Source organism: Flammeovirgaceae bacterium SG7u.111 (assembly GCA_034044135.1).
GTDB lineage: Bacteria > Bacteroidota > Bacteroidia > Cytophagales > Flammeovirgaceae.
In genome coordinates this window covers 6430580-6448000 of record CP139021.1, presented here as the reverse complement: position 1 = coordinate 6448000, position 17421 = coordinate 6430580, and the positions used below count along the sequence as shown (strand labels likewise).

Genomic DNA, 17421 nt, shown 5'->3' with positions numbered 1-17421 from the left:
AAGGGAAGGGAAAGCTTAGTATTTCATAGGCTTTTTCTTCCCTTTTTTGTTGTATTTAAACCATTCTCCTACTTTTTTGCCTTTTTCAAAATTGCCTTCAAATTCTATTTTTCCTTCTTCAGTATAGAAAACCCAGTGCCCATCTTCTTTGCTTGCTATGAAGTTGCCTTCTTGCCACTTTTTCCCATTTTCATGATAGAAAGTCCATTTGCCATTGGGCAAACCTGAACTATAGCTCCCTTGCCTTTTTAAGAGCCCCGATTCGTAATAGAACTTCCACTCTCCCTCGTAAGCTCCGTTTAAGTAGCTACCGCTTTTTTCAAGCTTTCCGTTTGGGAGGTAATAGTTGGCCTCACCGTGGGGCAAGCCCATTTTCCATTGTTCTTCACTAAGTAACTTCCCTTCAAAAGAGTAGTATTTACAAGAGCCATCGAGTTCGCCTTGCTTGTAAAACTCTACTGCGCTCCGAACAGAATTTGGGTAGAATGATTGCCACTTTCCTTGCTTTTTCCCGTTTTTTAGTTTTCCAAAAGCTTTTAAAGCACCGTCCTCATACCGAAGGGTATCTGGCTGGCAAAGCCCAGCAGAACTTATTCCCAATAGGAAAAACCCGAACAATATGAGGAAAGGTTTTGGCATGTTTCAATAAGTAGTTTAGTCCAGTGTTTCTATCACAAAATTGTGGTTGGTGTAGATACAAATATCTGCGGCTATGGTCAAGCCTTCTCTCACCATTTCCTCAGCGCTCATAGAAGTGGCGTGCTTTTTCAGTGCTAAAGCAGCGGACTTAGCATAGTTACTTCCCGAACCAATCGAAGCTATTTCGTTATCTGGTTCTAGTACATCTCCAGTGCCCGAAATAACTAATATTTCCTCTTTAGAAGCAGCGATCATCATGGCTTCCAATTTCCTCAAATACCTATCTGTACGCCAGTCTTTGGCTAATTCTATAGCAGCTCGTTTCAAGTTGCCACCGTAAGCACCTAGTTTTTCTTCAAACTTTTCCAATAGTGAAAAAGCATCGGCGGTAGAGCCGGCAAATCCAACGGCAATTTTCCCATTGCTCAGCTTGCGGATTTTTTTGATATTTCCTTTGGCTACAGTATCGCCCATGGTTGCTTGGCCATCTGCCCCAATTGCTACTTTTCCATTATGCATTACTGCCAATACCGTCGTCGATCTTACTTTCTGTCTCTTCATTTTTTCTATGGAAAGTTTATTTTTTGTTCTTTAAATAAATAGTTTTCGTTTATCCCTAAACCCTAAACCCTAAACCCTAAACCCTAAACCCTAAACCCTAAACCCTAAATCAACCCATTCTTTTTTCCACCCTGTCTTTGCTTACGTCTTTGAGTTCTTGCTCTTCGCAATAAAGTACTCTTGCCGGAAGCTTTCGCAAAAAGGAGTGGTTGTGCGTACCCATCAAAATGGCAGTTCCATTCTGGTTTATTTTGGCAAAAAGGTCTAGTATTTCGTAGGCTACCTCTGGGTCGAGGTTGCCCGTAGGTTCATCTGCTAAAATCACGAGTGGATCGTTGAGCAATGCTCTGGCAATGGCGACCCGCTGCTGCTCACCGCCCGACAGTTGGTGGGGGAGCTTGTGGCTCACGTTATGCAAGCCGACCCGCTCCAATACTTCATGAGAGCGATCTTTTATTTTTTGCTTCTCCGCCCAGCCCATAGCTTTTAGCACAAAGGTGAGATTCTCTTCTACGGAGCGATCGTCGAGGAGCTCGAAATCTTGGAAAATGATTCCCAGTTTTCTCCTAAGGAAAGGAACTTGCTTTTTCAAGATTTTGCCAAGGTCATAGCCCGCCACATGAATACTTCCGCCCAGCGGCTCTAGGTCAGCATATAGCGTTTTGAGGATAGATGATTTGCCGCTGCCCGTTTTTCCAATGAGGTATACAAATTCTCCTTCTCTTAGTTGGAAACTCAGGTTACGAATAACAGTTTTCCCTTCACGAACAATGCTGGTATTCCTTACACTTATGATGTTTTCGTTGTCTTCTGCCAATTGAATCTGAGTTAATAATTGAAAGACCTTTCTTTAAAAATAGCTTATAGTTCCAGTTTTTGGATTTTACCAAAAGGAAGGGAATCTATCAACTCTTGAAAAGCTTCTTCTTTTCCTTCTAGCCCATATTTTTCGGGCTTTTTAATGGGTCGATCCGCCCTAAAATAGGCAACCAACACAAAGTCATCATCGCGAAGCTGAATATAATCAGGGATTTTAGCCTTTCCTTTTACTTTAATGATATGCATATGTCTGACAATTAAACTTAAAGTTGCTGCTTAATAGCTCGCTATCAAAACACCTATGAGAGTAAGTGTGTTCAAAAGTAAAATGTTTATTATAAATATCCTTTCAAAAAGTAAGATACCCCATTTTCTTGTAAAGAAATGAATGGGGCAGGTGCAAAAAAAGAACGCCCCTTGTGAATACAAGAGGCGTTCCAACTGTTTTTCTTAAATACAAAGACTACATTTTCTTTGCATCTTCTAAGAACTTAGCCAAGCCACTGTCAGTCAATGGGTGTTTCAACAATCCTAAGATTGCGCTAAGTGGGCAAGTAGCTACATCAGCACCAAGCTCAGCAGCTTGAACGATGTGCAGGCCAGATCTGATAGAAGCAGCCAATACTTCAGTAGCGAACCCTTGAGTATCGTAAAGGTCAACGATTTGTTCGATAAGCTCCATTCCATCAAAAGTGATGTCGTCAAGCCTTCCTACAAACGGAGAAACATAAGCAGCACCAGCTTTTGCAGCCAAAATAGCTTGACCAGCAGAAAATACCAACGTACAGTTTGTACGGATACCATTGTCAGTAAAGTATTTGATAGCCTTAATACCGTCTTTTATCATAGGTATTTTTACCACGATATTTGGGTGCAAAGCAGCAAGCTCTTCGCCTTCTTTTACCATAGAATCGAAGTCGGTAGAAAGTACCTCAGCACTAACATCACCTTCTCCTACAATCTCGCAAATATCTACGTAGTGCTTAAGAATGTTTTCTTTGCCATTAATGCCTTCTTTCGCCATAAGCGAAGGGTTGGTAGTAACGCCGTCAAGCACACCAAAATCTTTAGCTTCTCTGATGTCGTCAAGATTAGCCGTGTCGATGAAGAATTTCATTGGAATTTAAGATGTTTAAAAATGAAAGAATAGGTAAAGGGGGAAAGCTATATTTTGTTCCCAACAAACCAAACTGGTTGTGTTAGTCAATTCCATTCCGAACCGCTTAGTTCATCGTCGGGACATGCCAAAGGGCATGTTGTTGGTTATCTTATTGGTTGGTCATAAAAAAAAGCAAGCCAATATCGCACCGCTACGACCGATTACCCTTGCTTCCTTCCGGACCTGGGGGAGTTCTCAGGAGCTGGTCGTATCGACTTGCCGCTGCAAAAGTAAAACATTGCTGCTTTACTCCCAAATGCAATTCAAAGATTTTTAATAAAGGGGTTTGGAGAGAGATAGGGCTGCTATCACTTACAAGATTGTTTATTATAATTATATTAGGTGTTTTTTGATCAAAAAAATGACAACATAAATAGCTTACGGTCTGACTTCGGATATTAGTAGCGATAGATTTAACCAAACCTAAAAAAGCTTATGATATCTGTACAAATGTATTCTCCTGAAGGTGTATTGAATGGGACTTTCGAACACTTGCCCGATACTTACCAAGAAGACTTAAGTCCCAATGATGTATTTCTGATTTTGGAATACCAAAACCGTTATTATGAAAAAACTGCTGGAGCAGATTATGAAGGGACGAGCCACAATAAAATAGTAAGATTCATCCGTACTTCAGCCATGCTAGAGGGATTAGATTACACTACCGAAGAGATTAGAACTGTGCTGGAAGCAGAAGCCGATTACCTTACCGAGTTTGGGTTTGAATAGTCACAAACGTGCATGGGCAGCTCAATGCTCATGCATGTTTTTTACCTGACTGTCTTAATTGACCGGTTCTGTAAGATCAATTTTGTGTTTGATCCCTACCCAAAAAATATCAAGATGGGTATAGGTTTCAGCAATATTTTTTGCTACAAAAGTATTGCTGTAAGTAAAGCTAAATGCCAAGTGTGGACTCACTTTGTATGTAGTGCCTAGAAGTATTCTGTTTTGGTCAAAAATATTATAAACCACCTCGTTGCCTGCGTTCAAGAATATCTCGTCGCCTAATTGGAGCGAGAGCGCTTGGTCGGGCTGGTTGGGAAATGATTTTACAAGGGGGATTGCAAACTGGAAGCGATACCTGAACCGGTAATTGAATGAATCGGAAGCCTTCGCCTCTTTTGTTGCCTTGATATGGAAAAACCGTTGCTCTAGTCTCAGCCGGTTATTGAATCCAATACGATTGAGTTTCTGCCTTATTCTTAATTCCTGGTACGGTCTTATTTCTGTTCTATTGACCTCTCCGTCCGAATAAAAACCGAGGTGCGCAACTCCAGTCGCTATTCTTATATCATCAGTCAAATAGTACCCTGCTGCGGCTCTTGCTACATATTGCGAGCTAGCGGAAAACTGTTCAGACCAACGGTAGCCACCGTCCACTAGCAAGCTCCAGTTTTCGCTGATGTTGGTTTGGTTGTAATATTGGAGCCATTGCACATTACCGTATTTTACCTGCTTGGTCGGCTGGGCAAAAAGGCTCACTGTAGTGCAAAGTAGCACAACTGTTAAAGTAGTGAGTTTCATAGTTGATAGTATGTATTTGTGAGTGATAAAAAGGGCTAAAAAAATCCCGTAGTGAATTTGATTCTCAATAAATATAACGAATAATGCTGAAAATAGTGGATTAAACCAGCCATTTATACATAACCAAAGCATCAATAAAGCCTTTGGTGGGGTGGTTGAATCCTTTTGGTAGCCTACCAACAATGTCGTAGCCAAGTTTTGTCCATAGCCTGATCGCCCCTTCGTTGGAAGAGGTAACAAAGTTGAATTGCATGGCTTTGTAGCCCAGTTCCAAGGCTGTTTTTTGAGAGTGCTTGCAAAGAGCGGTCGCTACGCCTTTGCCTCTTGCCTTTGGCGATACCATATACCCACAGTTACAAACATGGCTTCCTGCTCCTAGTTTGTTGGTTAGGATATAATAGCTTCCTAGTATTTCTCCATTTTCCTCGTATACATAGGTCTTTCTTGGCTTTTTAATCCAAAGCTCTATTCCTTCTTCTTTGGTGGTGTTTTGAGGATAAGAGTAGGTTTTTCCTTCAGAAACAATAGAGTGAAAAAATGGCCAAATTTTTTCAAAGTCATATTCTGTAGCTTCTCTAATATTCATCTTGATTAGGGCGATGTTTGAAAATATTTATCTTAAATTTACTCTGAGATTAGTCTATATAAGATTTCTATTTCTCAAAAAAAAGTAATAGAAGTCGTTTACTTTAGATAGGTGGAAGTTATAAGTAAAATTGTACAGATAAGGTTGTAAATGTTTAAAAAACATACGAATTATTAACATGGAATACTTTACAACAAAGTATAAGCTTAGGTTGTTAGAAATCTGAAATAGGTATCTTTGAGTTTCAGATATGACTTTTTATCATGCTATTGCCTCTGTATCTAATTTTGCAATAGAGTCCAACGAATACTATTTGTTTTGATCAGCGATGTTGAATAGAAAAATACTCGTTTTTTTATTGTTTTTTATGCCATTCTTTGCTTATGGTCAAAAAAACGTTGATTATGAGTCTGATGTACAGGCTTTGTTAAAGAAATCTGCTGAGTTTGAGAAAAAAAAGGATTACAAGGAAGCTACGCGCTTTTTGAACGAAGCAGCAATAAAGGCATGGGAGCAAAAAGACCACGGTAAAGCTATCCTATATTTTGATAAGTCGGTAGAACTGAATGAGTTGATAGATAACCAGAGTGGGATTGCCAAAATTCAGAGCAATTTAGCGATGATCTATTCGGATATTGAGGAGTATGAAAAATCTCTTGGGTATTTTAACGAAGCATTAGAATACCGGTTGGCTTATGGGGCCAAACCAGAAATAATTTCTACACATATAAATAAGTCGGTGGTGCTGAATAACCTTACGCGCCACCAAGAAGCTGCAAAACATCTTGAGGCAGCATTGGCGCTAGCTACCGAGATGAGCGATGCGGCGCAGATGAAAAGCTGCTATGGGATGTTGTCCGAAACCTACGAAAAAGCGGGAAATGAAGAGCAGGCAATCCATTATTTTAACCTCTACCGTACATTTCATGAGATGATCCAGCGAGAGAAAGTTGAAGAGGCAAATAAGGAGGTAGAGGAGACAAAAATAGGGGCTTTGCGCCTTGAGCTTGAAAAACAGCAAAAAGAGCTGGCTTTGTTGAGGGCAGAGAAGCAACTTAGGGAAAAGGAGGAAGAGGTTTCTATGCTCAATAAAGAGGTGAAAGGCTTGATGGAAAAAATGAGTAAGCAGGATCTTGCCGTATCTCTTTTGGAAAAAGAAAGAGAGCTAGATAAAGCAAGAATATTAGATGGAGAAAGGGAAGTGGTTTATCAAAAGTCTCTTTCAAAAATAATCTCCATAGGTCTTGGGTTTGTTTTTGTTTTTTCAATATTACTTTTTATAGGTTATCGGAAAAATAAGAAGTTGAATCATTCCCTCGACAAGCAAAATGCTCAAATAACAGCGTTGAACGAGGATTTAGAAACCCAAGTAGCGGCTAGAACAGAAGAATTGCAGACTACGGTTATTAAGTTGAAAAAAAGAAATTTGGAGCTATCCCAGTTTTCCCATGTCATTTCCCACAATTTAAGAGGTCCAATAGCTACAGTTTTGGGGTTGAGCCAGACTATCAACCAAGAAAACCTTGCAGACCCTTTGAATGCCAAAGTGTTTGATGGTTTGGTTTCTACAGTCGGTCGAATGGATATGGTGGTGAAAGAAATAACAGTTCTACTAAACATTGCTGAAAATGAAGAACTTCCTCTGGAATATATAGATTTAAAAAAAATTACTTCTTGTGTAACCGCTTCTTTAAAAGATGAGCTAGAGTTGTCCAAGGCAACACTTAAAGTAGATTTCGACGAATTGCCCACGGTCAAATCGGTTAAAGCGTATTTGGAAAATATCTTGTTTAATCTTATTTCAAATGCGGCAAAATATAAACAGCTAAACGAGAATGCTGAAATTCAGGTTGTATCTTCGTCTAATAGTGAGACCTGTTGCCTGAAAGTCATCGATAATGGAATAGGGATAGATCAAGGCGATTATGATCAGATTTTTGAGCCTTATAAGAGAAAGACTAGGTTTGGAGGAGGAAGAGGTTTGGGGCTTTACTTGGTAAAATTGCAGGTGGAGGCGATGAGTGGGAGGATAGAGGTAGAAAGTGTCAAGGGGCAAGGCTCGGAGTTTAGGGTTGTTTTACCGTTAAACTAATTAGGATTTAATTTTTAACTGCTTTGTTCATAATTTTTTGACAGATGAAAGTATTCTTTACACTAGCATTAGCTATTGCTACTGCGAGCCTTTGTTATTCGCAAAACCAGCTGGAACATCCTAAAAATGCTTTTTTGGATACAGCAGGGCGCTATTTTCAGCAAGCTGAAGAACCTGTTTATCTGTATATATCTACAAGTCCTGATGGAGAACGCCTTGAGCTAAAATCTAACAAACCTAAGGGGGTTTATTTAGAAGGGCACGGTGTCCATGTATTAAAACATGCTAATAGCATCACGAATGACATCGATAAGTTCATGATCCATGCCGATGGTCTAGCTCCTAAAACATCATCCTCTTTTGTAAATGCTCCAACGTATTCATCTTCAAAAGGGCGGTTTTATGGAAAAGGACTTTCGGTAACATTAATGGCTAAAGATGAAATGTCGGGTCTAGGTCAGGTTTATCATTCGGTGAATGGTAGCGCTTATACAGAGTATGCGGAATATGATTTTACTGAAGAGGGGGAGTACTCTTATAAATACTATGCTGTTGACAAAACAGGAAATGTTGAAGTGGCTCAGGATAAAAAGTTTATAGTGGATACCACTCCTCCCGAGTCATTCCACAATATTGTTGGGATTTCTTCGGAGGGTATAGTTTCAGTCAATTCTTCTATTTATTTGACCGCAGGAGATTCGGTTTCGGGTTTGGCGCAGACGTATTATAAATTCGATAACGAGGAATATAGGTTGTACAAAGGAGGGGCTATTCCCTTCAAATATTTATCGGATGACCACCATACATTGAGTTATTATTCTATTGATAATGTCAAAAATCAAGAAGAAGAGAAGTCGGTAGAGTTTTATCTTGATAAAAGTGCTCCTATTATGTCGGCAGACGTATTGGGAGATAAGTTTATAGTTGGGAATAGGGTATATTTCTCTGGAAGAACAAAACTGAAACTTACCGCAGTAGATAATAAATCGGGAGTTAAAGATTTGATGTATGCCATAAATTCTGATTCTTTTATTACCTATGATGGTCCTTTTTACTTACCAAACCGCTCTGGTATTCATAATGTGAAATTTTATGCTATAGATAGTACGGATAACAAAGTTAATGGAAACTTCGAGCATAGCGTTGGGGTAATTTATGTTGACCTTACTGGCCCAACTATCAGCCACTCTTTTGAAGGGGTTACTTTTGACAAAGGAGATACGGTTTACATTTCACCTGAGACAAAGGTTGTCTTAACTGCCAGTGATAAAGAATCGGGAGTTCAAAAAATCACGTATAGCCTAAATGACGAAGCAGGAGAGTTGGATTATGAGTCTCCAATTTCCATTGAGAAAGTTGGCTTGAACAAGTTGAGTTTTAATGGGTATGATAATGTAAATAATAAAAATATGTTGGATGCCTATTTTATAGTAGATGCTCAAGGTCCAACTATTACTTCGCAACATGCTATTACGCCAAATGCTGAGGGGAAATATCCTTCTTATACAACTATCTTTTTAGCGGCTATAGATACCGAAGTGGGTGTGGACTATGTAGAATACCAGATAGATGAAGGAAAAATGCAGCGTTATATAGCGCCGGTTCAAGGGTTTAAAAAGAATGGGAAATACAGCATAAAAATAATTGCCCACGATCTTTTAGGAAATACTTCGGAGGCAGTGATCGAGTTTGAAACGGATACGTTCTAGTAAGTCATCTCTTTTATGCAAAATGGGCTGCTTTCCTTAAAAGAGCGGCCCATTTTTTTATCGCTTATATAAAGCTATTATGCTACAGGTTTTTGTAGTTGTTCCAGTGCTTTTGATATTTTTCTTTTTAGCTCTTCCGATCCTTTCATCAAAGGCAGCCTTACTTGTGAACTGCAAAGCCCTAGTAGCTCAAGGGTTGCTTTTACCCCAACAGGGTTGCCTTCTTCAAATAGCAAAATGGTATTTTCAACAAATGGAAGAAGGTCTTGGTGAGCAGATTTGAAATCTCCCTCCAGAGCCTTGCGGATGATAGCGCTAAACTCGGCAGGAAATGCATTGGCTATAACCGAGATCACACCTGCTCCGCCAATAGCCATCATAGAAAGAGCCATTAGATCGTCACCAGAAACAAGTAGAAAGTCCTCTGGTTTATGTTTTACTATCTGAAAACACTGGGTGATGTCTCCCGCAGCTTCTTTCGACCCCATAATGTTGGGGTGTTCTGCCAACCTCAAAGTGGTTTCGGCAGACATGTTAGAAGCAGTTCTGCCCGGTATGTTATACATTAAAACAGGTACAGGCGAAGCATCAGCCACAGCCATGTAGTGTTGGTAAATACCTTCTTGTGAAGGTTTGTTGTAGTAAGGAGAAATGGACAATATTGAGTCTATTCCTGTCGAAGATAGCTCCTTAAGTTCTTTAGTTACGTTGGCAGTATTGTTTCCGCCAACTCCATACATCACCGGTTTGCCACCAGCATGTTCTATGATTAATTCTAAAATTTTCGCCTTTTCGCTAACAGAAATAGTAGGAGATTCTCCTGTAGTGCCATTTACGACTAAATATTCTACATGTGGAGTGGTATGGTTCAGCAGCTTCCTAAGTGCTGGGTAATCAACTTCTCCATTGCCATCAAAAGGGGTGACCAGCGCTACTCCTGTTCCGCTATATTGCTGAATGTAATTTGCCATTTCTCAATAATCTGGTAATAATTTAGTCATAAAAAGTAGTCCCTACTTGAGGTAACTAAATGAAAATTAATGCTTAGAAAGGGTGTCCTGATCAAAGCCTTTCTAAGGCTGCTTAAGCCATTTCGTATTCATTTTTATTAATGGCTTTCGTATAATGCCTCATGTCCTTAATACCCTTTTCAATGCTTTCTCCCTCTTTCAGTGCGACCATTAGCTCATAAAAATTAGTCATGCCTTTTTGGTAGATACCTACTCGGCATTTGGCTTTGCTATGTGCCAATACGTATTGAACGCCCATCATATCTGGGTCGGCAGTGATGCAAAACAAATAATCAAAGCTGGTTTCTGCAAAGCTCAAGGCATTTTCTGAAGTGATGTTTCCCCAAAAAGAAACATGTTCGGGGCTGAGGTAATGAAATCTGAAATTGAAAGCTTCTTCCGGAGCCTTGTTGTCAAAGCAAGCTAAGGCCACCACTTCTTTTCCCTCTCCCTTCAAATCGCTCACAAACTTGTTAATATACTTGTGTTGCTCTTTTTTGGGAAGGTATATCAATACACCCACCTTACGAACATCATCATAGTTCAAGGTGGTGTGTGGGCTCTTTTCCTTCTGTAAAGCTTTATTTATTTTCCTTTTTAAGAAATAATCCTTTAACATTTTATAGTATGTTGGATTAAAAATAGTTCACAAATGTAGACATTTATACGCAAAGACAAACAGTTTACTGGTTTTCAGGACCTACAAACTAGTTGCATGGCGAGTGCTTAAAGTTTAGTTGATTGGATCGCTTTAATTGTGTATGAGATTATAAGGTATAGGGCAAAAGGGATTGGCAAAAGTATGAAAAGGTTTGCCAACCCCTTTTGTGTTTTTATTGGGAGGTTTTGCCAGCATAATAAAAAGCTGGGCTGCCTTTAAAGTTCGTTTTCACAGAAAAAACTCCACCGCAATGTGGATATTTCTCAAGTGTTTGGGCGTCTGTACCTATGCTAGCCGTAGTGATGTAAAGGGTAGATAAATCTTCGTCACCAAATGCACAAGCTGTCACATTTTGAGCAGGTACTTCTACTTTGCCTAAATACTCCCCTGTATTTGGGTTCCATCGGGTTACTCCAAAGCCATTCCACATGCCTATCCAGAGCATTCCCTCACTATCTATGGTCATGCCATCTGGGTAGCCCATTCCTTCTTGTATTTGAACAACAACTTCTCCATTGGATATTTCACCTGTTTCGGCATCGTAGTCAAACCCTTGGACTTTCCCTGTTGGCGTATCAATATAATACATTTTTTTGTGATCTGGAGACCAAACTATTCCATTTGAAATAGTAATACTGTCAAGCATGTGATGAGCGGTGCCGTCCGTATCAAACCTGTACAAATCTGCTTGCTTGGCAGATTGGTCAAGTTTCATACTGCCTACCCAAAAACGTCCTTGAGGGTCACATTTTCCATCGTTGAAGCGGATGGCTTCTTGCCCTTCCAAAGGGTTATTGAGCAAGGTAAGGTTTTCTGTTTCCAAATCCACATGGAAAATACCTCCTTCCAATGCGACGAGTACGCCCCCCTCTTTGGCCGGGACAACGGTACCTATGCGCGAAGGCATGGTTATTTCTCTATCAGACTTATCGGCAGGGTCATAGATGTGGAGCTTTTTGTTTTCTATATCTATCCAGTAGAATTTCTTTTCTTCAGGATGCCAAATAGCACCTTCACCAAGCTGTGCCTTCGCATCTAGTTCGAGCGTAGCGGATAGGTTCATAAGTTGAGGTTCGGTTTCAGTTTCCACAATTTCTTCTTCGGCTGGGGATTCGTTTTTTTGAGTACCACAAGATGCCAATACGGTCATCAATAGTGAAAAAGTTAATAGTTTATGTAGCATAATCTTCAGTTGTAAATAATTAAATAAAGTGAATAGCTTATGTATAAAAATCTGGGGTTTACTTCAAGCTATTGATGAAGCTTTTCCTCCCGAATTTACTTGTTATGGGGCATTTTTCTAATACGAAGCCCCTTGCTGGGCAATATTCCCTGCCATAAAAGATGATCTGAAGATGCAATTTGTTCCATTTTTCTTTAGGAAAGAGTTTTTTGGCATCTTTTTCCGTCTGTTCTACATTTTTGCCTGTCGATAAGCCCCACCGGTACATGAGCCTATGGATGTGGGTGTCTACAGGAAAAGCAGGAACACCAAAAGCTTGTGACATGACCACCGAAGCCGTTTTGTGGCCTACGCCTGGCAAAAACTCCAGCTCTTCAAATGTCTGTGGAACTTCGCCACCGTGTTTGTCTATTAAGATATTCGACAAGTTCCAGATCGCTTTCGATTTGGAAGGGGAAAGCCCACAAGGTTTAATGATTTCCCTTATATCCTCGATAGACAGTTTTATCATGTCGTAAGGATTGTTTGCCCTTGAGAAAAGCTTGGGAGTGATTTGGTTGACCCGTACATCGGTACATTGGGCGGAAAGCAGTACCGCAACCAGCAAGGTATATGGATCAGAATGATCAAGAGGCACAGGGACTTTGGGGTAAATCTCTTCGAGCATATTCATGATCTCGGTCGCTTTCTCTTTTTTTGTCATAGGGAATGGTGTTTTACATCAATTTTGATAGGCGACAAATATAAGAAGGGAAAGGTGAAATGTATGATTATGGAAAAAATATGAGATTATACTTACTGGTAATCTGTTAGTTATGGCCCTTTTAAGAAAAAAAATAAGAAAATTCCAGGTGGATATTTGACAAAAATAAAACAATATCTATATTTGCACTCGCTAATCAAAAAGCAAGCCTCCTTAGCTCAGCTGGTAGAGCAACTGACTTGTAATCAGTAGGTCCTCCGTTCGATCCGGGGAGGAGGCTCTTGAAAATCAGGCAGTTACAGAAATGTGACTGCCTTTTTTTGTTTTTCCACTTTTCCACTTTTTGAAATAAGTTGATTGCCTATCAATTTATTTCAGTACGAAGCAAGTTCTACTACGAAGCTGATTAATTTACTATAATTGTAAATCAGATTTTTCTGGACAGGCATAAAGCATTGAAGCTTTTGTAGCTACTATTATGACTTAAGAAATTAAATAGAATGATCAGACGATACTTTATCATTTGGACTATTTTATTAGTCAGTTCTGATTATTTGTATGGAATTCAAAACCCTATATTCAATCAATTGGGTGTTGCTGAAGGGCTATCCGACCCTATGGTCAATGACATTCATCAAGATGAGGATGGGTTCATTTGGGTTTGTACTAGTAATGGTCTAAACCGTTATGATGGTTATAATATGAAAACCTTTTTTCATATACCCAACGATAGTACAAGCCTGGTCAACTCAACAGTTAATTGCATTGACAGTGATAATGCTGATGACTTGTGGCTGGGTACAGGACAAGGGTTCAGCAAATATTCAAGGGAATCTGGAGCTTTTACATCTTTTATATTAGAAGGGTCGGAACAGTTAAATTTTATTCGTGCAATTTTTATCAAATCAGATTCTGTAATTTGGTTGGGTTCAAATGAAGGGTTGATAAAGTTTAATCCTTTGGATGGGTCTTACAAAAAGTATCAGCAAGGCACAGCAACTAGTCAGAGTATATCTCACAATATTGTAAGAGCAATAACGAAAGATAGCAATGGGCATCTTTGGATTGGTACTTTTGATGGGTTGAACGAGTTTGATCCTGTATCGGAAACATTTCGTCATTATTATCCTGTGGTGAGAAAGGATTTTGACCCGATCAACAACCTTGTAATATCCCTTCACCGAGGAGAAGATCCTGACATGCTTTGGGTAGGCATGCAAACAGGATTGGCTAAGTTTAACTTGGTGACCAAACAGTTTAAGGTATTTCGAAAAGAGTTAGGGTATGATGGGATATTTAATAATACAATAAAATCCATTGAGAGTCCTTCAAGTAATCAATTATGGGTGGGGACTGATGAAGGCTTGTCAATATTTGATATTGATGAGGAAAAGTTCACCACTTACAGGCACAATCCATTCCTGAGTAATTCTTTGAGCAACGATGTTGTTATCGATATCTATAAGGATAGGTCTGGGTTGGTGTGGTGTGGTACAAACAACGGGCTATCAAGTTATAACCTCAATAGAAAGCGGTTTGATCTTTACCCTATTGCAAAGATCGATCAGTCTGGAGCTGCTACAGGGACTGAAGTGACTGCGATTTACAAACAAGAAAATGTAGGCCTTTGGTTAGGCGGCTCTTCAGGGCTTATTAAAATTGATACTGAAGGAAATGAACAATGGTACACCCAACAAATGGATATTGGTTTGGGGTCTAATATTATCGGTGAAATATATTCAGATCATTCAAATAACCTATGGGTAAGTACTACAGGAGGGCTAAGCCTTTATGACCCTGAAAAGAATAACTTTCTGTATTTTGACATTCAAACAGATTTTAGGGTTTCAAAATATGTTTCCTCCATTCTCGAATATGAGCCTGATAAGTACTTGGTAGGGTCAAGCGGTAAAGGATTGCTGAAATTTGATATTAATTCGTCTGATCTTTTAGATGGAAAAGTATCGAATCCAGATTTTATCTTTTTGAAAGACATACAAGTCAATGATATCATTCGGGGAAAGGAAGATGATGTTTGGATTATTGGAGGGTTCGGCGAAGTTTATAAATACTCGATTGGTAGTGGCTCAATTACTCAATACATGTTGGCCAGCGAGTCAATTGAAAAGAACGTGGTTAATATCGTTTGCCTATACCCAAATAGCAATGGGCAAATTTGGATTGGTACAAGGCATGGAGCTTATAAATTGAACTCAAAATCGGATCATTTTGAAAAGGTATCAGAGCTGGAGAATATTGATATTTATAGTATAGAAGAGGATATAAAAACGGGTAGGCTGTGGATTTCCAGTACTAACAGCATTATCGAATTAGATGAAGAGGACAAGATTGCTAAACGATATATGGTAGGGACCGATTTGGCAATTAAAAGATTCGTGAAGAATAGTTCATTCAGAGATGAGCAAGGTATTATTTATTTTGGAGGCTTAGATGGCTATATCTCATTTGACCCTATTGAAATTCATGAAGATAAATATGTTTCTGCTCCTCTTGTAACAAAAATCACCATTAATAATAATGAGCTAAGCGCTAAAGACGAGTTTAATGGCAGAAGGCTGACCAACAAGGTAGTGCATTTGACCGATGAGTTGGGCTTAAGATATAGCGAGAATTCCATTGAATTTACTTTTTCCGCATTTCATTTTGCTTCACCAAAATCCAATCAATTTGCTTATCGCCTTAACGGTTTCGATGACGAATGGAGGATGACTGATGGCGCTTATCCAAAGGCTCTTTACTCCAACCTTAAATCTGGAGATTACATTTTTAGTCTGAAGGCAGCTAATTCAGATGGGATTTGGAGTGATGTAACAAGAATAATAAAAGTCCACATAGACACTCCGTGGTGGGCATCTACTACTGCTTTTATATCCTATATTCTTACCCTAATTATGGTTGGGGGATTGGCTACCCGGCAGACGATTATTAGAACGAAACTCAAGAATGAGATCAAATTTGAACAGCTGCAGCACGAACGTGATGAAGAATTGCATCAATTAAAAATGGAATTCTTCACTAATATATCTCATGAAATCAGGACGCCTCTCACGCTCATATTAGGACCTGTTGACCAAATGATTCAGAGACTTTCAGATAAGGTGGTATTAGGTCAGTTGAAAATGATGAAAAGGAATGCTTCAAGGCTTCTGAGGCTAGTTAACCAAATTTTGGACATGCGGGAGCTGGAGCAAGGAGGGCTAGAACTTAGGTTGCAAAATGGGGATATGGTCAAAATGGTTGAGGATATTTATACCTATTTTATAGAACTGGCAAAAGCCGAAAGTGTATCTTATTCTTTTGTAACTAATTACAAGGAGCTTTTATGCCAATTTGATAAGGATAAAATTGATAAAATCTTATTTAACCTCATTACGAATGCATTCAAATATTCGGGGAGGAATGGGAAGGTAGAGGTGAAATTATCTTACCCTATTCAAGAACAAGGAACCGAGTATATTGAGATTTCCGTAACAGATTCCGGTAAGGGGATTCCCGAGGACCAATTGGAGCATATTTTTGAGCGGTTCTACCACGTAGAGGGCTTAGATAATAATATTCAGAAAGGTACTGGTATTGGCTTATCCATGAGTAGTGACTATGCCAAATTGCACGAAGGGAAAATTCTAGTCCATAGCACTCTGGGAAAAGGAAGCGTTTTTCGTGTCCTCATTCCGCTTCTGGCTGTGGAGTCTGTCGCAAATGGAAAAGCCGCTATGGTTGAACAACCCTTTGTGAAAGAACAAATGCTGGAAACCATTGAACCTAAAGCTGATCCTCCCAATTCAACTTTGGGTAAGGGGCACCCACTTCTATTGGTAGTAGAAGACAATCATGATATGAGGAAATTCCTATGTGATAACCTGGTAACACGATACCAGATAATGGAAGCTGAAAACGGGAAGCAAGGTTTTGAGTTGGCGAGAGAGCATAATCCTGTACTAATCATTTCCGACATCATGATGCCAGTGATGAATGGATTAGAATTTTGTCATAAAATCAAATCCGAGTTCGATACAAGTCATATTCCTGTAATATTGTTAACAGCTAAGAACTCACCTGAGAATGTCCTAGATGGACTTGAAGAGGGCGCGGATGATTATATTACCAAACCATTTTTTACCAAACACCTTTTAGCGAGGGTTGAGAACTTAATAAATTCGAGAAAACTGCTTAGTGAAAAGTTTAATAAGGGGACACTAATCAACCCTTCTGATATTACGGCTACGGGAATTGATGAAAATTTTATTTCTGAAGTAACTGATATTATCGAAGCTCATATATCTGATTCTGATCTTAAAGTGACTTTTTTAGCCAAATCTATGGGCATGAGTCATTCTGCATTATATAAAAAAATCAAATCCATAACCGGGCTTTCGGGGAATGAGTTTATACGAAACATTCGACTAAAAAAAGCAAGTCAACTCCTGAAAGGTTCTAGCTCAAATATTACCGATGTCATTTATCAGGTAGGTTTTAATAACAGATCCTATTTTTCAAAGTGTTTTCAGGAAATGTACGGGATGACTCCTAGTCAGTTTGCTGCCCAAAAATAGCTGAATTATTTTTTTGAAGAGTTAATGGTTCGTAGGCCACCAGGCTCTCGACGAAGCCTGGCCCCTCCCGTGCTAATCTTGTAGGGGTTTTGAGAAAAGAGCCCTGCTGAGGGTCCCATTATTGTAGGAAGTTTCAAATTATATAAAACAACCCAGTATGGGTTGCAGAAACCTCATTATTAGCTGAAATTTTGCAAT

Annotated in this window: 15 protein-coding genes, 1 tRNA gene and 1 other RNA gene; 5 read left to right on the top strand and 12 right to left on the bottom strand. The window is 39.3% G+C overall.

Annotated elements, in window-relative coordinates; genetic code table 11:
- Positions 1-15: 15 nt before the first annotated feature.
- From R9C00_24955 to ffs, 6 genes are all read right to left on the bottom strand, one after another.
- Positions 16-639 (bottom strand): toxin-antitoxin system YwqK family antitoxin, encoded by a 624-nt coding sequence (locus R9C00_24955; protein ID WPO34947.1) that lies wholly within the window; start codon positions 637-639, stop codon positions 16-18.
- 15 nt (positions 640-654) lie between these two features.
- Positions 655-1200, bottom strand: a complete 546-nt coding sequence (hslV, locus tag R9C00_24950; protein WPO34946.1) for an ATP-dependent protease subunit HslV — start codon at positions 1198-1200, stop codon at positions 655-657.
- A gap of 109 nt (positions 1201-1309) precedes the next feature.
- Positions 1310-2017: an ATP-binding cassette domain-containing protein gene (locus R9C00_24945; protein WPO34945.1), complete on the bottom strand. Its 708-nt coding sequence runs from the start codon at positions 2015-2017 to the stop codon at positions 1310-1312.
- A gap of 44 nt (positions 2018-2061) precedes the next feature.
- Positions 2062-2265, bottom strand: a complete 204-nt coding sequence (locus R9C00_24940; GenBank protein ID WPO34944.1) for a fructose-6-phosphate aldolase — start codon at positions 2263-2265, stop codon at positions 2062-2064.
- Positions 2266-2482: 217 nt separating this feature from the next.
- Positions 2483-3136 carry a fructose-6-phosphate aldolase gene (gene fsa, locus R9C00_24935; GenBank protein ID WPO34943.1) on the bottom strand — a complete coding sequence of 218 codons (654 nt, stop codon included), beginning with the start codon at positions 3134-3136 and terminating at the stop codon, positions 2483-2485.
- Positions 3137-3304: 168 nt separating this feature from the next.
- Positions 3305-3401: signal recognition particle sRNA small type (ffs, locus tag R9C00_24930), an RNA gene on the bottom strand.
- A gap of 212 nt (positions 3402-3613) precedes the next feature.
- Here ffs and R9C00_24925 point away from each other — a divergent pair.
- Positions 3614-3907 (top strand): hypothetical protein, encoded by a 294-nt coding sequence (locus tag R9C00_24925; GenBank protein ID WPO34942.1) that lies wholly within the window; start codon positions 3614-3616, stop codon positions 3905-3907.
- Positions 3908-3961: 54 nt separating this feature from the next.
- Here R9C00_24925 and R9C00_24920 read toward each other — a convergent pair whose 3' ends face one another.
- Together R9C00_24920 and R9C00_24915 are read right to left on the bottom strand one after the other, a co-directional pair.
- Positions 3962-4705, bottom strand: a complete 744-nt coding sequence (locus tag R9C00_24920; GenBank protein ID WPO34941.1) for a DUF2490 domain-containing protein — start codon at positions 4703-4705, stop codon at positions 3962-3964.
- Between the two features lie 100 nt (positions 4706-4805).
- The gene (locus R9C00_24915) at positions 4806-5291 is read right to left on the bottom strand and encodes a GNAT family N-acetyltransferase (protein WPO34940.1); all 486 of its coding nucleotides are present in this window, start codon (positions 5289-5291) and stop codon (positions 4806-4808) included.
- 328 nt (positions 5292-5619) lie between these two features.
- On the opposite strand from R9C00_24915, the gene R9C00_24910 reads away from it, so the two are divergent.
- Both R9C00_24910 and R9C00_24905 read left to right on the top strand, forming a co-directional pair.
- The gene (locus R9C00_24910; GenBank protein ID WPO34939.1) at positions 5620-7383 is read left to right on the top strand and encodes an ATP-binding protein; all 1764 of its coding nucleotides are present in this window, start codon (positions 5620-5622) and stop codon (positions 7381-7383) included.
- Positions 7384-7427: 44 nt separating this feature from the next.
- Complete coding sequence (locus R9C00_24905) at positions 7428-9092, top strand: hypothetical protein (GenBank protein WPO34938.1); 1665 nt, start codon at positions 7428-7430, stop codon at positions 9090-9092.
- A gap of 77 nt (positions 9093-9169) precedes the next feature.
- On the opposite strand, the gene dapA is transcribed toward R9C00_24905, so the two are convergent.
- The 4 genes from dapA to nth form a co-directional block, all read right to left on the bottom strand.
- Positions 9170-10063: a 4-hydroxy-tetrahydrodipicolinate synthase gene (gene dapA / locus R9C00_24900; GenBank protein WPO34937.1), complete on the bottom strand. Its 894-nt coding sequence runs from the start codon at positions 10061-10063 to the stop codon at positions 9170-9172.
- A 112-nt stretch (positions 10064-10175) separates the two neighbouring features.
- On the bottom strand, positions 10176-10721 hold the full coding sequence (locus tag R9C00_24895) for a hypothetical protein (GenBank protein WPO34936.1): 546 nt from the start codon (positions 10719-10721) through the stop codon (positions 10176-10178).
- A 214-nt stretch (positions 10722-10935) separates the two neighbouring features.
- A complete protein-coding gene (locus R9C00_24890) occupies positions 10936-11946 on the bottom strand; it encodes an SMP-30/gluconolactonase/LRE family protein (GenBank protein ID WPO34935.1) in 1011 nt (336 codons plus the stop codon).
- A 58-nt stretch (positions 11947-12004) separates the two neighbouring features.
- Positions 12005-12649: an endonuclease III gene (gene nth / locus R9C00_24885; GenBank protein WPO34934.1), complete on the bottom strand. Its 645-nt coding sequence runs from the start codon at positions 12647-12649 to the stop codon at positions 12005-12007.
- Positions 12650-12856: 207 nt separating this feature from the next.
- Here nth and R9C00_24880 point away from each other — a divergent pair.
- Positions 12857-12929: transfer RNA gene (locus tag R9C00_24880), tRNA-Thr, on the top strand.
- A 220-nt stretch (positions 12930-13149) separates the two neighbouring features.
- Entirely contained in the window at positions 13150-17223 is a 4074-nt protein-coding gene (locus R9C00_24875; protein ID WPO34933.1) for a two-component regulator propeller domain-containing protein, read from the top strand.
- Positions 17224-17421 lie beyond the last annotated feature (198 nt).

Coding starts and splice junctions, on each gene's coding strand:
- nth (WPO34934.1), bottom strand. CDS start 12,649: ATGACAAAAAAAGAGAAAGCGACCGAGATCATGAATATGCTCGAAGAG.
- R9C00_24920 (WPO34941.1), bottom strand. CDS start 4,705: ATGAAACTCACTACTTTAACAGTTGTGCTACTTTGCACTACAGTGAGC.
- dapA (WPO34937.1), bottom strand. CDS start 10,063: ATGGCAAATTACATTCAGCAATATAGCGGAACAGGAGTAGCGCTGGTC.
- R9C00_24910 (WPO34939.1), top strand. CDS start 5,620: ATGTTGAATAGAAAAATACTCGTTTTTTTATTGTTTTTTATGCCATTC.
- R9C00_24895 (WPO34936.1), bottom strand. CDS start 10,721: ATGTTAAAGGATTATTTCTTAAAAAGGAAAATAAATAAAGCTTTACAG.
- R9C00_24940 (WPO34944.1), bottom strand. CDS start 2,265: ATGCATATCATTAAAGTAAAAGGAAAGGCTAAAATCCCTGATTATATT.
- R9C00_24925 (WPO34942.1), top strand. CDS start 3,614: ATGATATCTGTACAAATGTATTCTCCTGAAGGTGTATTGAATGGGACT.
- R9C00_24905 (WPO34938.1), top strand. CDS start 7,428: ATGAAAGTATTCTTTACACTAGCATTAGCTATTGCTACTGCGAGCCTT.
- fsa (WPO34943.1), bottom strand. CDS start 3,136: ATGAAATTCTTCATCGACACGGCTAATCTTGACGACATCAGAGAAGCT.
- R9C00_24955 (WPO34947.1), bottom strand. CDS start 639: ATGCCAAAACCTTTCCTCATATTGTTCGGGTTTTTCCTATTGGGAATA.
- hslV (WPO34946.1), bottom strand. CDS start 1,200: ATGAAGAGACAGAAAGTAAGATCGACGACGGTATTGGCAGTAATGCAT.
- R9C00_24875 (WPO34933.1), top strand. CDS start 13,150: ATGATCAGACGATACTTTATCATTTGGACTATTTTATTAGTCAGTTCT.
- R9C00_24915 (WPO34940.1), bottom strand. CDS start 5,291: ATGAATATTAGAGAAGCTACAGAATATGACTTTGAAAAAATTTGGCCA.
- R9C00_24890 (WPO34935.1), bottom strand. CDS start 11,946: ATGCTACATAAACTATTAACTTTTTCACTATTGATGACCGTATTGGCA.